Origin of the sequence: Halobacterium sp. KA-6 (assembly GCF_021029015.1) — an archaeon.
Taxonomy (GTDB): Archaea; Halobacteriota; Halobacteria; order Halobacteriales; family Halobacteriaceae; genus Halobacterium.
This window is the reverse complement of record NZ_JAJJZH010000001.1, coordinates 451,711-468,512: the sequence shown is the minus strand read 5'-3', so window position 1 is coordinate 468,512 and position 16,802 is coordinate 451,711. Positions and strand designations below refer to the sequence as shown.

The window sequence follows — 16,802 nt, the reverse complement described above, 5'->3', positions numbered from 1 at the left end:
GGTACGCTCGGACACGGAGCGATAAATAACGCTCGTTCGATGTGGCAGTATTTGCCTATCGCGGTCCCTGTTGGCGAATCATCCGCGAAAAATCGAACCGGGCCGCGCTACCTCAGACCGCGTCGACGCCCGTCTCGTCGGTCCGAATCTGGTAGGCCTCCGAGACCGGGAGGATGAAGATTTTGCCGTCGCCCGGTTCGCCCGTGTGAGCGGCCTCGCTGAGCGCTTCGGCGACGTCCTCGGCGTCGATGTCCGCGACGACGATTTCGATTTTCACCTTCTGGTGGAGGTCGACGGTGTACTCCTCGCCGCGCCACTGCTCGGTCATCGCGGGCTGGCTGCCGCGCCCGCTGACGTCCGTGACCGTCAGACTGGGCGCGCCGACTTCCGCCAGCGCCTGCTTCGCTTCCGAGAGCTTGTCCGGCCGGATAACCGCCATGACGAGTTCGATGTCGCTTTCAGTCATCTTCGTTCACCCCACTGCCGTCGGTTGCCATAGCTCCACTGTCCCCGCTGGTGACCGTGACGCCGCCGTCGCCGGCGGTGTCGACGAACTCGGGGTACGCCGTGTACCCGTGCTCGCTGCGGTCGAGTCCGATGTCTTCGTCGTCCTCGTCGGGGCGGAGCCCGACGGCGACGTCCGCAATCTTGAACACAATCACCGTCGTGACGACGGTCCAGACGACGATGACGCCGATGCCGACCGCCTGCATCAGCAGCTGCGAGGCGGAGAAGCCGTCGACCGCGAACACCGGAATCAGCAGCGTCCCGATTGCGCCCGCGCTCCCGTGGACGGGGAAGACGGCTGCGACGTCGTCGATTTTGAGCGTGTCCGTGACCCACCGGTAGACGATGGGTGCCTGCGCGCCGCCGATGATGCCGAGGACGAGGCCGCCGACCCACGTGACGTGGGGGACAGCACCCGTGACTGCGACGAGGCCGGCGAGCAGGCCGCTCGCAGTGAACAGCGGGTCGGGCTTGCCGTCCGACCAGCCGGTCACGAGCGCGGCGGCGACTGCGCCGCCGCCCATGCCGAGGGTGGTGTTCAGCGCGACGCGACCGAGCGCGTCACCGGTGAACGAGAGCGCGCCGTCCGTGACGCTGAGCACTGCCGCCTGCGTGCCGACGTTGAAACCGTACCAGCCGAACGCGAGGATGAACGTCCCGAGCACGGCCAGCGTGATGGAGTGACCGGGAATCGGCTGACTATTGCCTTCGGAGTCGTAGCGGCCGCGGCGCGGGCCGACCATGTACGCGCCGACGAGGCCGGCGACGCCGCCGAGCATGTGGACGACGGTCGCGCCCGCGAAGTCGAGGAAGCCGGCACCGATGGCCTGACCGACGTAGCCCGCGCTCGACAGCAGGCCGTTGCCGCCCCACGCGAACCCGGCGACGACCGGGTAGATGAACGCCGTGAGGCCGATGGAGTAGAAGATGTACGCCTTGAACTTGATGCGTTCGGCGACCGCTCCGCTGACGATGGTCGCCGCGGTCATCGCGAACACGGCGCTGAACAGGTACGAGCCGATCCACGCGCTCGGGTCGTTGACGTACGCGAACGCCGCGGAGACGCTTACGTCCGCCCCGGGCGTCGTGAGGGCACCCGCGAGCCCGAAGACGCCGAGCCCGAGCACGAAGAACACGAGCACGCCCATCCCCCAGTCCATGAGGTTCTTCATCAGGACGTTGGCGACGTTCTTCGCGCGTACCTGCCCAGCTTCCAGCAGCGCGAAGCCCGGCTGCATGAAGAAGATGAGGAAGCAGACCACGAGCGTCCAGACGGTGTTGACGCCGTCGACGATGGTACCGGCGTCCGCCTGCGCGAGGAGTGCGCCCTCAAGCATCGTCGCGCCCCTCGACACCTGCTGAGGTCGGAGTTACGTTCAGCGAACGGTGCATTTCTTGTAGAACACGACCACTAATCTTTGATATTGCTCCACGTTCAGGCATTAAATCCGTCACATCGTTGGACACCCGGCTTCTACACTAAAGGTTAACGTATAAACGCCTAATCGAATGGTATTACGATGGTAGTGTAGGTAGTGTATAAGGACAATACAACAGGTTTCTCAAGAAATACAATCTATTTCTGTTCACCCTCAAAATATAGGCTTGTCGCTTCCATGTGCACGAGGTGCGCAGGCGGAACGAACATATTTCCAGCCAGTGAGCCAGTGAGAACGAGGCTGGACGACGAAACCGGACTGCGAAACGCGCGTGGCGACTCGGGGATGCCGAGTTAGAAGAGCGTGATGCCGACGCTGTACGCCCAGCCGGTCGTGGCGTACGCGGCGATGGCGAGCGCGCCGCCCGCGAGGGCGACGTTCTTCAGGAATCCGGTCATCTCGTCCTGCTGTTGGTCCTCGGGGACCGCCCAGAAGTCGTGCATCGTGAGCGCGGAGACGACGAGGAACCCAGCGAGCGCGACGGCACCGACGACCGGCAGGACGCCCGCGACGACCGAGAGGCCGCCGAACACGAGCACCGCGCCGGAAACGAGCACCGAGAGCTTCGGCGCGGGGAGGCCCTTGTGCTGGGCGTAGCCAGTCATGGCTTCGGTCTGCATGAAGTGGTTGAGACCCATGAACGCGAGCACGCTGCCGTACAGCACGCGTGCGACCAGCAGGAGGACGTCGGCGGCCGCCATCAGGCCGACACCTCCGCGTGGAAGTCGGAGTGGTCGTCGAGCGATGCAGCCGCGTCGGCTGACGTCTGGATAGTAGCTTTCACAACGTTACTTGGTTCGTTGCAGAACCTACTTGTACGTTTGGCGATACGCGGGCCACCGGGTGACACGCGTGTCGCCGACTAGTTGGACGCCTGCAACGATTCGGCCAGAGTGCCGTCTCATACCTCTTCGCCGACGATATCGCCGAGCCACGACCCGACAACCGCGAACTCGTCGTCGGTGACCTCGTGGCCGACACCCTCGTAGACGCGCTCGGTGACGTCGCCGTTCAACTCGTGGAACACGGCCGCGGTCTCGTGGACGCGCTCGACGGGCACGTTCGGGTCGCTGTCGCCGACGCCGAGGAAGACCGGCGCGCCGTCGAGCGAACCATGATAGTCGCTGGAGTCGACCTCCTCGCCGAGCAGGCCGCCGCTCAACGCCGCGACGCCGCCGTACCTGCGGGGATTGCGCGCGGCGTACTCGCTGGCGAGGAACGCGCCCTGCGAGAACCCGAACAGGACAACGTCTTCGATTGCCACGCCCCACTCGCGCACGTCGGCGAGCACGCGGTCGACGGCCGCGAGTGCCGACGAGACGTGTGGCTCGTTGCGTTCGACCGGCGCGAACGACGAGTACGGATACCACCGGCTGCGCGCGGCGTCGGGCGCGACGAACGTCACGCCGTGGCGGTACAGCGGCTCCGCGAGGTTCACGACACCCTGCGCGGTCGCGCCGCGCCCGTGCAGCAGGACGACCACGGCGGCCGCCACGGACGCTGGCGCGCCCGCGGTGACTGCCGGCTGGTCGGCGTGCGGGTCGCCGTCAGTCATCCAGATACGGGACCGAGAGCGGCGGGAGCTGGCGCTCGATGAGGTCGCGGTCCTCGGCGAACTGGTCGGGCAACCGGAGCGATTCGCCGAGGTCGGCGACGTCCTCGTCGAACGCGAGCCCGGGCTTCTCGGTGGCCAGTTCGACGAGGATGCCGCCCGGCTCGCGGACGTACAGCGAGTGGAAGAAGTACCGGTCGTGCACGCGCGATACGTCGTAGTCCCGGTCACGGAGGAAGTCGTGCCACTCGTACAGTTCCTCGACACTCTCGGCGCGCACGGCGACGTGCTGAATCGAGCCCGTTCCCTCGCGCCCGAACTCGCTGGTCGGGCGGTCGAGCAGGTCGATGACGGTCGCGTACTCGCCGTCGGCCTCGTAGCGAATCCGCGTCTCGTCTCGCGTGCGTTCCTCACCCACGAATTCGAGGCCCAGCGTCTCCAGCAGCGCGCCAGTCGTGTAGGGGTTCGTCGGGAGCGCGGTGACGCTGTGTACGCACCGAATCGCGTACGCCTCGGGGACGGGGCCGCCAGTCCACGGCTCGACGGGGGCCTCGCCCTCGACGAGTTCGACGTTCGTGCCGTCCGGGTCGGTGAAACGGAGCACGCGGTCGCCGAACCGGCTGTCGGTCCCGATTACGTCGACGTCCGCAGAACACTCTGTGTTCCGATGGGCTGGGGAAGACGACTCGGTCGTCTTCCCAACGCCGTGGTCGGCGAGGCGGCCGCGCCAGTACGGCAGCGAGCCTTCCGGGACGACGAACGCCACCGCCGAAATCTGGGGTTTGCCGACGCGGCCCGGCACCTCGTTGGGGTACGGGAAGCACGTCAGCACGGTCCCGGGGTCGCCGGCCTCGTTCCCGTAGAAGAGGTGGTAGCGCAGCATGTCGTTCTGGTTGACCGTGCGCTTGACGAGCCGCAGCCCGAGGACGCCGGCGTAGAAGTCGACGTTGCGCTGGGCGGACTCGACGAGGCCGGTGACGTGGTGGATGCCGGGCGTGTCAGTGAGCACGAGTGTGGGGAAAACCGAGGCGGGGAGCGTTCAGTAGCCGACGCCGGTGGAGGCGTCGGGCAGGTCCGCGGGTTCGGCGTCGAGGCCGAGCTCTTCGAGAGCCTGCTTCATGTGGCGGTCCTCGGCGAAGTCCGCGCCGTCCGCCTCGCGGAGACGCTGGGCGGTCGCCAGCACTTCGCCGCGGCGGTCGTCCGGGATGTCGTACTTGTCCGCGGAGAGTTCGACGATGAGGCCGTTGTTGTCCTGCGTGTACAGCGAGAAGAAGATGCCGCGGTCGAAGACGTTGTAGCCGTGGCCGGCATCGTCGAGGGCTTCCATGACGTCCTCGAAATCCTCCGCCTCAATTGAAAATGAAAGGTGGTGGACGCTGCCTGTCTGCGTGGGGATGCGGCCGCGGTTCGAGGCGCGGTCGTCGCTGACGAAGACGGTGAGGATGCGGCCGTCGCCGGTGTCGAAGAACAGGTGCGTCTGCGAGGGGTCGTCGAGGTTCGGCTGGCGGAGCACGAGCGGCATCCCGAGCAGGTCGCGGTAGAACGCGATGGTGTCGTCGGGGTTGCTCCCCCAGATGGTGATGTGGTCGGTGCCCGTGGTCCGGAACGGGCTGTCGGGTGCTTCTGCGGAGACGGGAATGGATTCGTCTGCCATACCCCTCCGTAGGCCGTCCGGTCGGATAAGCGCTCGCGGGTGTCGACGCCACCGGGTGACACGCACGTCATCGGGCCGGGGAACGTCACCGCTTTATTCGGGAGCGGCGTACCCGCGAGCGTGCAGATTGTGGGGTACAAGACGACGCCCGGCGAGGGGCCGGCCGCACTCCGCGTCGCCAGCGAGGGGCGCGTCGAGCGCGTGCCGCTGCTGGCGGGCGAGTCGCTGGCGTACGCGCTCGCCGAGCGCCACTGCGCGGGCGCGACCGAGGACGGCGTTGGGAAGACGACTGAGTCGTCTTCCCCAGCCCATCGGAACACAGAGTGTTCTGCGGACGTCCACGAGGCCTGCGGGAACGAGGACGCGCCGTACTGCGACGACCACACGTCGACGTGGCCGTGCGCGCGCTGCGTCGGGAACTGCGCGATGCCCCGCGAGTCGTGCCACGAGGAGCACGCCGTCTACCTCGCGGCGTTCGCACCGGACACGTTCAAGGTGGGCGTGACGCGCTCGTGGCGACTCGACACGCGGCTGCGCGAGCAGGGCGCGGACCGCGCGGCCCACATCCGAACCGTCGAGGACGGCAAGCGCGCGCGGCAAATCGAGTACGGCATCGCCGAGGAGATTGCCGACCGCGTGCGCGTCCCCACCAAAATCCGGGGATTCGCCGAGCGCGTGGACGACGACGCGTGGGACGCCCTCGTCGCGGCGTACGACCCCATCGAGCGCTTCGACTTCGACTACGGGCTGGCCTTCGACGCGCGCCCGGTGGCGGAGACGATGGCCACGGGGACCGTGCTCGGCACGAAGGGGCGCGTGCTCACGTTGGAGCGCGGTGGGACGACGTACGCCGTGGACATGCGCGACCTCGTGGGCTACGACGTCACCGAGGGCGCGAGCGAGCGGGACCGCCAGTCGAGTCTCGGCGCGTTCTAGACGCGGCGAACGCGACCGTGGAAAGCGACTTTTTTCCGTGCGGGTAGTGAACCAGATGGTATGGCAGACGACGAATCCGACGCCGAGAACGAGGGAGACGAGGAGGAGAAGTCCTTCCGAGAGCGCGTCGAGGAAATCCGAGAGGAACGCGCGCAGGAACGGGACGAGGGCGAAGAGGGTGAAGGCGGCCCCCGCGAGCGGATGCAAGAAGCCATGGGCGGCGGCGGTGGCGGCCCGCCCGGAATGGGTGGCGGCGGTGGCGGCAACCCGTTCGCGCAGATGATGGGCGGCATGATGGGCGGTGGCGGCGGTGGCGGCCCGCCCGGTATGGGTGGCGGCCGCGGCGAGGAGTCCGAGGGCGGCACCAGCGAGAAGGTCGAGCGCGAACTCGAACAGCTCCGCAAGGAGCTCGAACGCACGAACAACAAGCTCGACCGCATCGCGAACGCGCTCGAAGACTAGCGCAGTTCGCCGTACAGCTCTTCTAAGTCGTCGATTGCGCGTTCGACGCTAATCGCCTCGCGGCGCGCGAGACAGTTCTGTGCGAGGCGTTCGCGTTCGTCGAGCGTGCGCTCGATGGCCTCGCGGAAGCCGTCGATGTCGCCGGGTTCGTAGTGATAGCCGGTTTCGCCGTCGTCGATGGTCTCGGCGAGCGCGCCGGCGTTCACCCCCGCGACGGGCGTCCCGCAGGCGTTGGCCTCCAGGGCGACCAGGCCCTCCGTCTCGACGGGGCTGGGGAACGCGAACGCGTCCAGCGCGGCGTAGAACGCCGGCAGTTCCTCGCGGTCGAGGAACCCCAGAAAGCGCACATCGGCGTCGCGCTCGCGGGCTTCGGCTTCGAGGTCGTCGCGGGCGGGGCCGTCCCCGCCGAAGACGACCGTCGCGTCCAGTCCTTCCGCGGCCGCGAGCAGGTCCGAGAGCCGCTTCTCGTAGCCGTGGCGGCCGGTGTAGCCGACCAGCGCCTCGTCTTCGGGGAGGTCGTGGCGCGCGCGGAAGTCGTCGGTGTCGACCGGCCGGAACGTCTGGACGTCGACGCCGTTCGGGAGTGGTTCCACCGGCGCGTCGACGCCGAGGTCCCAGACGTGGTCGCGGGTGCGCTCGCTCGGCGTCAACACGAGGTCGGCGTGGTCGAGGAACCAGCGCTCCCAGCGCTCGCTCGCGCGCCGGACGACGCCCGTCGCCGCGTCGGGGACGACGTAGTTGGCGTACTCGGCCGTGGGCGTGTGGTAGGACGCGACGAACGGGAGGTCGTGCTTGCGCGCGAACCGCAGGCCGGCGAGTCCGAGGCCGAACGGCGTGTGCGCGTGCACGACGTCAACGTCGAGGTCCACGACGGCGCTCGGAGTGCGCGGGAGCGCCATCCGGTAGCCCTCGTAGAACGGGAACCCCAGGCTCGGCACGGCGTGCTCCGCTGGCCCGGCGTCGTAGTCCGCGCGCGGGTAGACGACCGGCATCTCGCCGCCCCGGGACTGCCAGCGGTCGTGCCACGTCGAAACCGTGTAGGTCACGCCGTTGACCGTCGGCAGGTACGAATCCGTGAACGCCGCGACGGTCGGCAAGTCCTCGCTCACGCTACCCCTCCGCGTCGCCCGCAGCGACCTCTTCCGGTGGCACGCCGTCGACGAGGCCCTGGTAGGCGGCTTCGAGTTCGTCGCCGACGCGAGCGAGGCTGTGCGACTCGGCGGTCTCCCGGGCGTTCTCGCCGAGGCCCTCCCGGAGTTCGGGGTTGTCGGCGAGCCGCTGGAGGGCGTCTCGGAACTCCGCGAACGTCGAGCACATCAGGCAGTCCTCGCCGTCCGTGAAGAACTCCCGGAACACGTCGATGTCCCGGAGGACGACCGGCTTCCCGCAGGCCATCGCCTCCAAGACGGCGATGCCCTGGTTCTCGACTTTCGCGGGGAAGAGGTAGACGTCGCCCGCGCCGAACGCCGCGCGCTTGTCCTCCATGTAGCCGGTGAACGTCACGTTCTCCGGCGGATTGTTCACCCACTTTCGCGTGGCTTTCCCGGCCTGTGGCCCCTCGTCGTAGGGGCCGAACCACGCGAAGTCGTACTCCGTGGCCTTCGCGAGTTCGCAGAACATCGTGAGGCCCTTGCGCTCGAACACCTCGCCGACGGCGTACACGACCATGCCGTCGAGGTCGAAGCGCTCCCGAGTGTCCTCGCGGAACTGGTCGTAGCCCGCCAAACTCTCGACGTCCACGCCGTTCGAAATCTGCTTGATTGGCGCGTCCACCGGGTAGGATTCGAGGACGCCCCTGGTGTACTCGCTGGGGCAGAGCACGAGGTCGGCCTGCGAGTAGAACCACCGCAGGTAGGGTTCCAGCGCGGGGGCGACCGTCGACGACCCCCTGAAGGACTCCGCGAAGTCCTCCTTCGTGACGTGCGCGTGCAGCACGAGCGGAATGTCGTTGCGCTTGGCGTGCCGCGCGACGGCGACGCTCCCCGGCCCGACGAGGTTGCAGTGCACGAGGTCGTAGTCCGCGAAGTAGCCTTCGCCAGCGAACAGCGTGCCCAGCGACTGCACCGGGTTGCCCGCGCGCCACGGCGTCTCCACCACCTCGACGGCCGTCGTCGCGAGGGCCTCGCGCTGCTGGCGCGTCGCCGTCACGATTCCCCCGCGGAGCCGGTCCTCGAATTCGAGGTAGTTCAGCGCCCGCATCGTCCGACGCAAGCCGACCGTCGCCGATAATCCTACCGGAACTGTCTTCGGTCACCCACGCCTGCCCGTAGATATGTCCATCGCGGCGGAGCGAATCGAGCGACTGCACGCCCTGGCACGGGAGGCCGCCCGCGAGGGCGACGACGACCGCGCCCGCGAGTACGTCCGCCTCGCGCGCCGGCTCGCGGAACGCAACCGGCTCACGCTCCCCCGCGAGTTCCGGCGGTCCACTTGCGACGCCTGCGACGCCTACCTCGTCCCCGGCCGGAACGCCCGCGTCCGCACGCAGGACGGCCACGTCGTCGTCACCTGCGACTGCGGCCACCAGTCCCGGTACCCCTACGAGTAGCAGAGCCGGCCGCGACCGATGCAACAAGTTTCAAAGCCTCGCGGCCTGAACTGTTGATAGAACATGAGCGAGGACCTAGCGAAGCAAGCCCACGAGGCCGACGTCACGGTCTGGGTGGGGAAGGCGGGCGTGGACGCGGTCGCGGACGAACTCTCTGACCAGCTCGACGACCGGGACGTCGTGAAAGTGAAGTTCCTGCGTTCGGCGCGCGGCGAGGGCTCCACCGAGGAGCTCGCCGACCAGCTCGCGGACCTCGCCGGCGCGGACGTCGTGGAGACGCGCGGTAACACGGCGGTGTACCAGTAATGCCAGTGGAGCCGCTGCCGTTCATCCGGGAACTCGTGCCGCAGTACGCGGGCGCAGTCACGCAGTTCCTCTACTTCGTCGCGGCGTTCGTCGCCATCTACCTCGTCGGGAAGGTGGTCGTGCGCCCGCTGTTCGACCGCGTGCTCCGCCGCCGCGACCTCGACGCCCACGCCCGCAAGCCCCTCCAGAAGCTCGTGAACTTCGCCGTCGTCTTCGTCGCCATCTCGGTGGCGTTCGGGTTCGCGGGCTACGGGAACTTCCTGACGAGCCTCGCGACCATCGCCGCCGCGGCGACGCTCGCCGTCGGGTTCGCGATGCAGGACGTCATCAAGAACTTCGTCGCGGGCGTGTTCATCTACACGGACGAGCCGTTCCGCGTCGACGACTGGATCGAGTGGGACGGCAACGCCGGCGTCGTCGAGGACATCAGCCTCCGCGTCACCCGCGTGCGCACGTTCGACAACGAACTGCTCACGGTACCGAACTCGAACCTCACGGACGACGTCATCAAGAACCCGGTGGCGAAGGACAAGCTCCGCCAGCAGTTCCTGTTCGGCATCGGCTACGACGACGACATCGACGAGGCCACCGAAATCATCGTCGAGGAAGCCGAGGCCCACGACGGCATCCTCGACGACCCGGGCGTGACGGTGCGGCTGACCGAACTCGGCGACTCCTATGTCGGCCTCAAGTCGCGGTTCTGGATTGCCAACCCCTCGCGGTCGGACTTCGTGAGGACCCGCAGCGAGTACGTCCAGTCGGTCAAAGAGCGCTTCGACGAGGCGGGCATCGACATCCCGTACCCGATTCGCACGCTCGACGGCGAGGTCGAGATTTCGGGGTCGCCGGCGACCGAACACCTCGAATAACGCGGTCCGCCGCGGCGGGCCACCCGGTTCGCCCGCGAACTGGGGTGCCCGGCCAACGATACACGAGTTGACGTGATGGCGTGACGGGTCGCTGGAACAGCACGTGGACGCCCCGACGAGGATGAAATTTTACGGGGCCAGATAGTGTACAGCGCGTATGATTCTCTGCGTAGACCCCGACGCGTCGGCCCGCGAACGCACGCGGGCCGCGCTCTCCGAGGCCGGCTTCGACGTGGTAGCGGCCGGCTCGCTCGCCGACGGCCGGGCCGTCCTCGACGAGCACGCCGTCGAGTGCGTCGTCACGGAACACGAACTCCCGGACGGCACCGGCCTCGAACTCGTGGACGCGGTGCGCGAGCGCTACCCCGACGCAGCCTGCGTGCTGTTCACGGCGACGTCGCTGGACAACATCGACACCGGTGCGTTCGGCTCCCTAGTCGCGGAGTACGTGCACAAGGACGACGACCACGACGAACTCGTCGACGTCGTCGAGCACGCGCTGGCGTTTCGCAGCCAGACCGCGTACCCGCTGCCGGAGAACGAGGACGCCAGGCTCGCCGCGCTCGAACGATACACCAGCGAGACCGAGTCGCTTGGCGATTCCCTCGACCGCCTCACCGAGCTCGCGGCCGAGCTCTTGGACGTCGACTCCGCCGCCGTCGGCATCATCGACACCCACACCGAGGAGTTCCTGTCGTGCCACGGCATCGACTTCGGCACGATGGACCGCGACGAGTCGGTGTGCACGTACGCGATTCTGGACGACGACGTGACCGTCGTCGAGAACGTCCAAGCGGACCCACGGTTCGCGGACAACGACGCGCTGCGCGCCGCAAACATCCGGTTCTACGCGGGCAAGCCGCTGGTCACGCCGGACGGGGAAGCCATCGGGACGTTCTGCGTGCAGGACGGCGAATCCCGGGGGTTCCCGGACCGCGACCGCGAGCTGCTGTCGATGCTCGGCGACGAGGCGATGGAACAGCTGACACTGCGGCGGCGAATCCGCGACGCGCGGCGGGGTGGTCGGGATGACTGACGACTACGACTTCGAGGGGCTGCCGCTAGTGTCGCTGCGCCCGGGCACGAGCGTGCTGGTCGTCGGGCCGTCGCACGCCGGCACCCGTCACCTCGCGTTCCGGATGCTCTCCGGGCCGCCCGACGAGGGCGCGATTCTCGTCAGCACGAACCAGCGCGCGGGCCGCATCGCCGACGACTGGGCGCGCAGCGGCTTCGAACTCGACGAGGAGCGCGCCGCGATTCTGGACTGCGTCGGCGACGAGGACCAGAGCGTCCGCGCGCAGGTCCTACCGGTCTCCGGACCGTCGGACCTGACCGGCATCGGCATGCGCTACTCGGACGTCGACCGGACGTTCCGCGAGTCCGGCGTCGAGCGCGTGCGCACGGGCCTGTTCTCGGTGTCGACGCTGCTGTCGTTCGGCGACCTCAAGCCTGTCTCGCGGTTCGTGCACACGCTCGTCGGCCGCATCGACGCTATCGACGGCATCGGCGTGTTCTGCATCGACCCCGGGATGCACGACGAGCAGACCGTGAGCACCATCACGCAGTTCTGCTCGGCGCGCATCGACGTCCGCGAGACCGAATCCGGCCAAGAACTCCGCGCCCGCGGCGTCCCCGACCAGCCCCGCGAGTGGGTAAGTTTCGACGTCGAAACGGAGTAAGAGACGAGAGCGGCGCGCTATGCGCGCCGGCTGACGAACGACGAACGCAGCTCGCCGTGCCGTCGCTGTGCGGTTTTTTAGCGTAGATTTTGCAGCCGCGAGCCGTCGGCTCGCGGCTGTAAAAGGTACGTATGAATGGTTGGACGGGCCGAGGTGGCCCGGCGTTCCTGCCCGGGTAGTCCCGGTCGCCTTCTCCACCCCGCGACCCTCCGAGCGACGAGCGTTCGGTGCTCCGCTGCTCACTTCCGTGCCTGACGGAGTGGCACCGACGAACCGCGACGGCGACACCCTTGCAGGTGCGCGCCGCGGGCCGCCGTCCCCGAAGGACGAGGCTTCCACGTTGGCTTCCGGGGCCCGGACGGGTCGACCGGACTCCCCCGGATTTCGGCCCCCGCTGATGACTGTCTCGCGGGTAGAGGGCGGGGCCAAACCGCCCGGCCTAGTCCAGTTCATCGTAGTCGACTCCCTCTTAAGGGCCTTTCGGGACGACCGCTGCGTTGTATGACATCACGGAGCGCGTTAGCACTTTAGCGTCGCTGCGAAAACTGCCAGCCATGTCGGCACTGCTCGACCACTACGAAGCCGTCCGCGAGGAGTTCGACTACGACCGCCCGGACGTCGACATCGGGTCGCTGTCGGCGTCGCTCGTAGACCGCGCGTTCGTCGCGACGACCGACACTGATGCGCTCCGGGAGGCCGACGACCGCGACACGCTGTTCGTCGCGAGTGCGGGCCTCACCGGAACGCCGCACGTCGGCACCGTCGCGCAGATGTACGCAGTCAAGCGCCTCCACGAGGCGGGCTTGGACACGCAGTTTCTGCTCGCCGACTACGAGAAGTACGCCAGCGACGGCCGCGACCTCGACGTGGTGCGCTCGCTCGCCGACGACTACCGGACGTTCCTCGACCGAATCGGATACGGTGGCGAGGTGCGCACGCAGTACGACGACCGCGATGTGATGCAGACGGCGTTCCGGCTCGCCCCCTATTTCGAGTTCGAGGACGGCCCGACGTTCGACGTGGAGCCGACCGAGTGGGTCGAACAACTCCGGACGGTGTACGACGACGACCAACTGACCCACGACGACGCGACAGGTGCCACGAGGTTCGGCGGTCGGGTCGCGTCGCTGCTCTGTCTCGCGGACTTCCTCCACCCCACAGTCGAGGACGACTACGACCAGACCGTGTTCGTGCTCGGCGTCGACGAGCACGCGCTCGTGCTCGCAAACGAGTACTACACCGAGAAGACGCCGTTCGAGCCCGCCTTCGAGGGATTGTTCACGCGCATGGTCCCGGGGCTGAACAGCTACCCGAAAATGGCGAAGACGATTCCGGGGTCGGGCATCACGATGGACATGTCCCCGGAACGAGTGCGGCGACTCGTCCACGAGGCCGACGACGGCGCGACGCCCGCCGAATCCACCGTCTATCAGATGCTGTGTCTGGTCTCCGAACACGACGACCAACGCCTCGGCGAGTTGGCGGACGCCTGTCGAGCAGGCGGCGAAGAGTGGGATGCCGCAGTCGCGGCGTACGCCGACTTCCTCGCGGACCTCGCGGCGGCGTGGCCCGAGTAGCAGAAGCGACCGCTGGCACTACAGCCGAGGGAAACGGTCATCCCGGGCGAACGTCTACTGCCGGCCATGGGATTCGGCTCGACCGCGAAGAAGCTCCAGAAAGTGACGGAGATGGCGGACAAGCTCTACGAGCGCTTCGAGCGCCTCCGGGAGCAGGTCAACGACCTGACCGAGACCGTCGAGGACACCCACGGCCGCGTCGCGGACCTCGAAGCCGAACTCGCCGAGCAGCGCGCGCTCGTCGAAGCGCTCGCCGAGAAGGAGGGTGTCGACGTCGAGAGCGTCGTCGGCACTGAGTCCGAGGCCGCCGCGGAGGCTGGCGTCGGCGACGCCGGCAGCGAGCGTGTGGATGGCAACGACTAAAGAACCCAGGCAAGAATTACCGGCCAGATGACCACCCACCGGAGGCCGCTGGACTCGGTGCTAGAGACTATCGGGGAGACGCCGCTCGTGCGCGTCCACGCGTCGCCCGACGACGTCCCGGTGTACGCGAAACTGGAGTCGTTCAACCCCGGCGCGAGCGTGAAAGACCGCATCGGGAAGTACATGCTCGAAGCGATGCTCGACTCGGGAAAACTCTCCGAGGGCGGCACCGTCGTCGAGCCGACCGCCGGCAACACCGGCATCGGGTTCGCGGTCGCCGCCGGCCAGCTCGACGTCGACGCCGTCTTCGTCGTCCCCGAGCGCTTCAGCGTCGAGAAACAGCAGTTGATGCGCGCGCTCGGTGCCGACGTCATCAACACGCCCACCGAGCACGGGATGGGCGGCGCCATCGAGCGCGCCCACGAACTCGCCGAGGAACTCGACGACGCCGTCGTCCCCCAGCAGTTCTCGAACCCGCTGAACCCACGAGCCCACTACGAGACCACGGGCCCCGAAATCGGCGAGGCGCTCGACGGCGAGGTCGGCGCGCTCGTCGCGGGCTGTGGCACCGCGGGCACGCTCATGGGCACGGGCCGGTTCCTCCGCGAGCGAGTGCCCTACCTCCACGTCACGGCCGTCGAACCGAAGGGGTCACTGTACGCGACCACACAGGGAACCGACGTCGAGAAGGGCGAGTACAAGACCGAGGGCATCGGCACTCACGACCCGACGACGAACGAGCTGTTCGACCCCGAGTTCGTCGACGACGTCGTCCAGATACCCGACGAGGACACGCACGCGGAGATGCAGCGGCTCGCCCGCGAGGAAGGCCACCTCGTGGCGTCCAGCTCCGCCGCGAACTGTCTCGCAGCGCTGGACGTCGCCGAGCGCGCGGCGGCCGGCGACCTCGACTTGCCACACGACTGCGTGGTCACCGTCTTCCCGGACTCCAGCGAGCGCTACCTCTCGAAGGGCGTCTACGGCAGCTACGAGGAGTGGGAGGGCTGACGCCACCCGACCACTGTCGGAGCGGGAGCGTTCGCACGACGCGTCACTCGACGAAGCCTATAACTCGGACTGTCGAGAACCGGGCCGACGTCCCCATGGACCTCTCGAATCTCCCACGAGCCGCCGAAGCCGACGCCGACGGGTTTCGCAAGGAGAACAACCGCCTCCTCGGCATCCCAGTCGACGGAACCGTGATGATTCGCGCCGGCTCGATGGTCGGTTACACCGGCGAGTTGACGTTCACCGGGAAGTCGACCGCCGAGGGCGGCCTCACCGGCTTCGTCAAGGAAGCCGTGACCAGCGAAGGGACGCCGGTCATGGTCGCGGAAGGCTCCGGCTACCTCTACGTCGCCGACCGCAGCAAGAAAGTCCAGACTCTCGACCTCGACGCCGGCGAGTCGCTCTCCGTCAACGGCAACGACGTGCTCGCGTTCGAGTCGAGCGTCGACTACGAAATCAACACCGTCGGCAGCCTCTCGGGGGCTGCCGCGAGCGGACTGACGAACGTCTACCTGACTGGTCCCGGCGAAGTCGCCGTCACGACGCACGGCGACCCGCTGGTCGTGACGCCACCCGTGAAGACCGACCCGGACGCGACGGTCGCGTGGAGCGACGGTCTCTCGCCGTCGTTCTCCGTGAACAAGGCGCTCGAAATCGGGCAGACCTCCGGCGAGTCCGTCCAGATGGAGTTCACCGCCGACGAGGGATTCGTCGTTCTCCAACCCCACGAAGAAGGCGGGCAGATGTAGAGTAGGGTTTCAGGCCTTCAAGCGGCCGTGCTCGACTTTCATGCACTTGTCCTGGACGACGCGCAGCCCCGCGTCTTCGGCGCGCTGGGCGGCGTCGTCGTCGCGGATGCCGAGTTGCGTCCAGACGACCTGCACGTCGTCGCGCGCGATAGCTTCGTCAACAATAGCTGCGACCTCCTCGCTAGGCCGGAACACGTCCACGATGTCGACCTGTTCGTCAACATCGGACAGCGAGTCGTAGGCCTCCCGCCCGAAGAGTTCGTCGGCGTACGGGTTCACGGGAATCACGTCGTAGCCGTGGTCGAGGAGGTACTGGGGGACGTCGTGGGCAGCCTTCCCTGGCGTCGAGGAACAGCCGACGACGGCGACGTGGTCGTGCTCCAGAATCTCCCCGAGTTCGGCGTCGGATTCGACGGGCATACGCTCTCGTTGGGCGGCCGCAGCGAAAAAGCTACAGGTCCCGCCAGTCGGTGCCGTCGTCGATGCCGACGAGGCGCGACTCGAAGCCGCCGTCCTCGCGCTCCCGAATCGTGACGATGCCGTCGAACAGTTGTTTGAGCGTGCTCACCGTCTGCTCGTCGTGGGCGCTGGAGTCGACGACGAACACACCGAGGGCGTCCGCGCTCTGCACGCGCCCCGTGAACACGTGGAGGAACCGGAACACCGTCTGGAGGTCCGAGTACATCAACAGCGTCGACAGCGAGTGCAGGAGAATGCGGTTGCGGGTGACGCCGCGCTGCTGGTAGAGCGCGCGCAGCAGCTCGGAGAGCTCGATACCGATGCCGGTGAGGTCCACCGGCGAGGACGCGTAGCGCACGAGTTCGGACTCCGTCGCCGTCCCCATCCCCTGCTGTTTGGTGACGCAGTCGACGACGCCCAGCAGCGGCTCGGCCTCGCCGACGTGCTCGGCGAAGTCCTCGATGATGCGCTCGGCGCTGTCCTTCGTCGACACGACGATGGCACCCTCGCCTTCCCAAGCGCCGGTCGCGAGGATGTCGAATCCGAAGTCTCGCTTGCCGCTCATCGGCGGTCCCTCAACGAGGATGTTGGTCCCCGGGTCGACGTTCACGTCCGAGAAGGCCGCGCCAAGCTCGTACATTATGCTACCCCTCGCGTCCCGACTGCGACCGGGGGGTGGCGTGTCGACGAGTCG

Annotated in this window: 21 protein-coding genes and 1 other RNA gene; 11 read left to right on the top strand and 11 right to left on the bottom strand. The window is 67.7% G+C overall.

Features of this window, described 5'->3' with window-relative positions; all coding sequences use genetic code 11:
- Positions 1 to 112: 112 nt before the first annotated feature.
- The 6 genes from LPA46_RS02620 to LPA46_RS02595 all read right to left on the bottom strand — a co-directional run bounded on the left by LPA46_RS02620 (position 113) and on the right by LPA46_RS02595 (position 5,152).
- The gene (locus LPA46_RS02620) at positions 113 to 466 is read right to left on the bottom strand and encodes a P-II family nitrogen regulator (protein ID WP_269073539.1); all 354 of its coding nucleotides are present in this window, start codon (positions 464 to 466) and stop codon (positions 113 to 115) included.
- On the bottom strand, positions 459 to 1,844 hold the full coding sequence (locus LPA46_RS02615; RefSeq protein WP_230891244.1) for an ammonium transporter: 1,386 nt from the start codon (positions 1,842 to 1,844) through the stop codon (positions 459 to 461). The genes LPA46_RS02620 and LPA46_RS02615 overlap by 8 nt, the downstream gene beginning before the upstream one ends.
- 395 nt (positions 1,845 to 2,239) lie before the next feature.
- Positions 2,240 to 2,647: a DoxX family protein gene (locus tag LPA46_RS02610; protein ID WP_230891243.1), complete on the bottom strand. Its 408-nt coding sequence runs from the start codon at positions 2,645 to 2,647 to the stop codon at positions 2,240 to 2,242.
- A gap of 200 nt (positions 2,648 to 2,847) precedes the next feature.
- The gene (locus LPA46_RS02605; RefSeq protein ID WP_230891242.1) at positions 2,848 to 3,501 is read right to left on the bottom strand and encodes an alpha/beta hydrolase; all 654 of its coding nucleotides are present in this window, start codon (positions 3,499 to 3,501) and stop codon (positions 2,848 to 2,850) included.
- The gene (locus tag LPA46_RS18955) at positions 3,494 to 4,507 is read right to left on the bottom strand and encodes a VOC family protein (RefSeq protein ID WP_230891241.1); all 1,014 of its coding nucleotides are present in this window, start codon (positions 4,505 to 4,507) and stop codon (positions 3,494 to 3,496) included. Before LPA46_RS18955 ends, LPA46_RS02605 begins: the two co-directional genes overlap by 8 nt.
- Positions 4,508 to 4,537: 30 nt before the next feature.
- Positions 4,538 to 5,152: a VOC family protein gene (locus LPA46_RS02595; protein ID WP_230891240.1), complete on the bottom strand. Its 615-nt coding sequence runs from the start codon at positions 5,150 to 5,152 to the stop codon at positions 4,538 to 4,540.
- 120 nt (positions 5,153 to 5,272) lie between these two features.
- On the opposite strand from LPA46_RS02595, the gene LPA46_RS02590 reads away from it, so the two are divergent.
- Together LPA46_RS02590 and LPA46_RS02585 are read left to right on the top strand one after the other, a co-directional pair.
- A complete protein-coding gene (locus LPA46_RS02590) occupies positions 5,273 to 6,088 on the top strand; it encodes a DUF2797 domain-containing protein (protein ID WP_230891632.1) in 816 nt (271 codons plus the stop codon).
- A 60-nt stretch (positions 6,089 to 6,148) separates the two neighbouring features.
- Positions 6,149 to 6,550: a hypothetical protein gene (locus LPA46_RS02585; protein ID WP_230891239.1), complete on the top strand. Its 402-nt coding sequence runs from the start codon at positions 6,149 to 6,151 to the stop codon at positions 6,548 to 6,550.
- On the opposite strand, the gene LPA46_RS02580 is transcribed toward LPA46_RS02585, so the two are convergent.
- Together LPA46_RS02580 and LPA46_RS02575 are read right to left on the bottom strand one after the other, a co-directional pair.
- A complete protein-coding gene (locus tag LPA46_RS02580) occupies positions 6,547 to 7,659 on the bottom strand; it encodes a glycosyltransferase (protein ID WP_230891238.1) in 1,113 nt (370 codons plus the stop codon). The genes LPA46_RS02585 and LPA46_RS02580 overlap by 4 nt on opposite strands.
- Before the next feature lies 1 nt (position 7,660).
- Positions 7,661 to 8,749, bottom strand: a complete 1,089-nt coding sequence (locus tag LPA46_RS02575) for a glycosyltransferase family 4 protein (protein WP_230891237.1) — start codon at positions 8,747 to 8,749, stop codon at positions 7,661 to 7,663.
- A 73-nt stretch (positions 8,750 to 8,822) separates the two neighbouring features.
- On the opposite strand from LPA46_RS02575, the gene LPA46_RS02570 reads away from it, so the two are divergent.
- The 5 genes from LPA46_RS02570 (at position 8,823) to LPA46_RS02550 (ending at position 11,952) form a co-directional block, all read left to right on the top strand.
- Positions 8,823 to 9,098 carry a ribonuclease P protein component 4 gene (locus tag LPA46_RS02570; protein WP_230891236.1) on the top strand — a complete coding sequence of 92 codons (276 nt, stop codon included), beginning with the start codon at positions 8,823 to 8,825 and terminating at the stop codon, positions 9,096 to 9,098.
- 63 nt (positions 9,099 to 9,161) lie between these two features.
- Positions 9,162 to 9,404, top strand: a complete 243-nt coding sequence (locus tag LPA46_RS02565; protein WP_230889946.1) for a YhbY family RNA-binding protein — start codon at positions 9,162 to 9,164, stop codon at positions 9,402 to 9,404.
- The gene (locus LPA46_RS02560; RefSeq protein WP_230891235.1) at positions 9,404 to 10,273 is read left to right on the top strand and encodes a mechanosensitive ion channel family protein; all 870 of its coding nucleotides are present in this window, start codon (positions 9,404 to 9,406) and stop codon (positions 10,271 to 10,273) included. The genes LPA46_RS02565 and LPA46_RS02560 overlap by 1 nt, the downstream gene beginning before the upstream one ends.
- 157 nt (positions 10,274 to 10,430) lie before the next feature.
- Positions 10,431 to 11,309, top strand: coding sequence for a GAF domain-containing protein (locus tag LPA46_RS02555; RefSeq protein WP_230891234.1), 879 nt, complete (start codon positions 10,431 to 10,433; stop codon positions 11,307 to 11,309).
- Entirely contained in the window at positions 11,302 to 11,952 is a 651-nt protein-coding gene (locus LPA46_RS02550; RefSeq protein WP_230891233.1) for a DUF7504 family protein, read from the top strand. Before LPA46_RS02555 ends, LPA46_RS02550 begins: the two co-directional genes overlap by 8 nt.
- Before the next feature lie 137 nt (positions 11,953 to 12,089).
- Here the strand turns inward: LPA46_RS02550 and ffs are convergent.
- Positions 12,090 to 12,402, bottom strand: an RNA gene (gene ffs, locus LPA46_RS02545) — signal recognition particle sRNA.
- Positions 12,403 to 12,506: 104 nt separating this feature from the next.
- Here ffs and LPA46_RS02540 point away from each other — a divergent pair.
- The 4 genes from LPA46_RS02540 to LPA46_RS02525 all read left to right on the top strand — a co-directional run bounded on the left by LPA46_RS02540 (position 12,507) and on the right by LPA46_RS02525 (position 15,649).
- Positions 12,507 to 13,529, top strand: coding sequence for a hypothetical protein (locus LPA46_RS02540; protein ID WP_230891232.1), 1,023 nt, complete (start codon positions 12,507 to 12,509; stop codon positions 13,527 to 13,529).
- Between the two features lie 66 nt (positions 13,530 to 13,595).
- The gene (locus tag LPA46_RS02535; protein ID WP_230891231.1) at positions 13,596 to 13,892 is read left to right on the top strand and encodes a DUF5798 family protein; all 297 of its coding nucleotides are present in this window, start codon (positions 13,596 to 13,598) and stop codon (positions 13,890 to 13,892) included.
- 27 nt (positions 13,893 to 13,919) lie between these two features.
- Positions 13,920 to 14,900, top strand: coding sequence for a PLP-dependent cysteine synthase family protein (locus tag LPA46_RS02530; protein ID WP_230891230.1), 981 nt, complete (start codon positions 13,920 to 13,922; stop codon positions 14,898 to 14,900).
- 95 nt (positions 14,901 to 14,995) lie between these two features.
- Positions 14,996 to 15,649 (top strand): AIM24 family protein, encoded by a 654-nt coding sequence (locus tag LPA46_RS02525; protein WP_230891229.1) that lies wholly within the window; start codon positions 14,996 to 14,998, stop codon positions 15,647 to 15,649.
- Between the two features lie 9 nt (positions 15,650 to 15,658).
- On the opposite strand, the gene LPA46_RS02520 is transcribed toward LPA46_RS02525, so the two are convergent.
- Positions 15,659 to 16,069 (bottom strand): CoA-binding protein, encoded by a 411-nt coding sequence (locus tag LPA46_RS02520; protein WP_230891228.1) that lies wholly within the window; start codon positions 16,067 to 16,069, stop codon positions 15,659 to 15,661.
- A 31-nt stretch (positions 16,070 to 16,100) separates the two neighbouring features.
- Positions 16,101 to 16,748, bottom strand: a complete 648-nt coding sequence (locus tag LPA46_RS02515; protein WP_230891227.1) for an RAD55 family ATPase — start codon at positions 16,746 to 16,748, stop codon at positions 16,101 to 16,103.
- Positions 16,749 to 16,802: the final 54 nt, after the last annotated feature.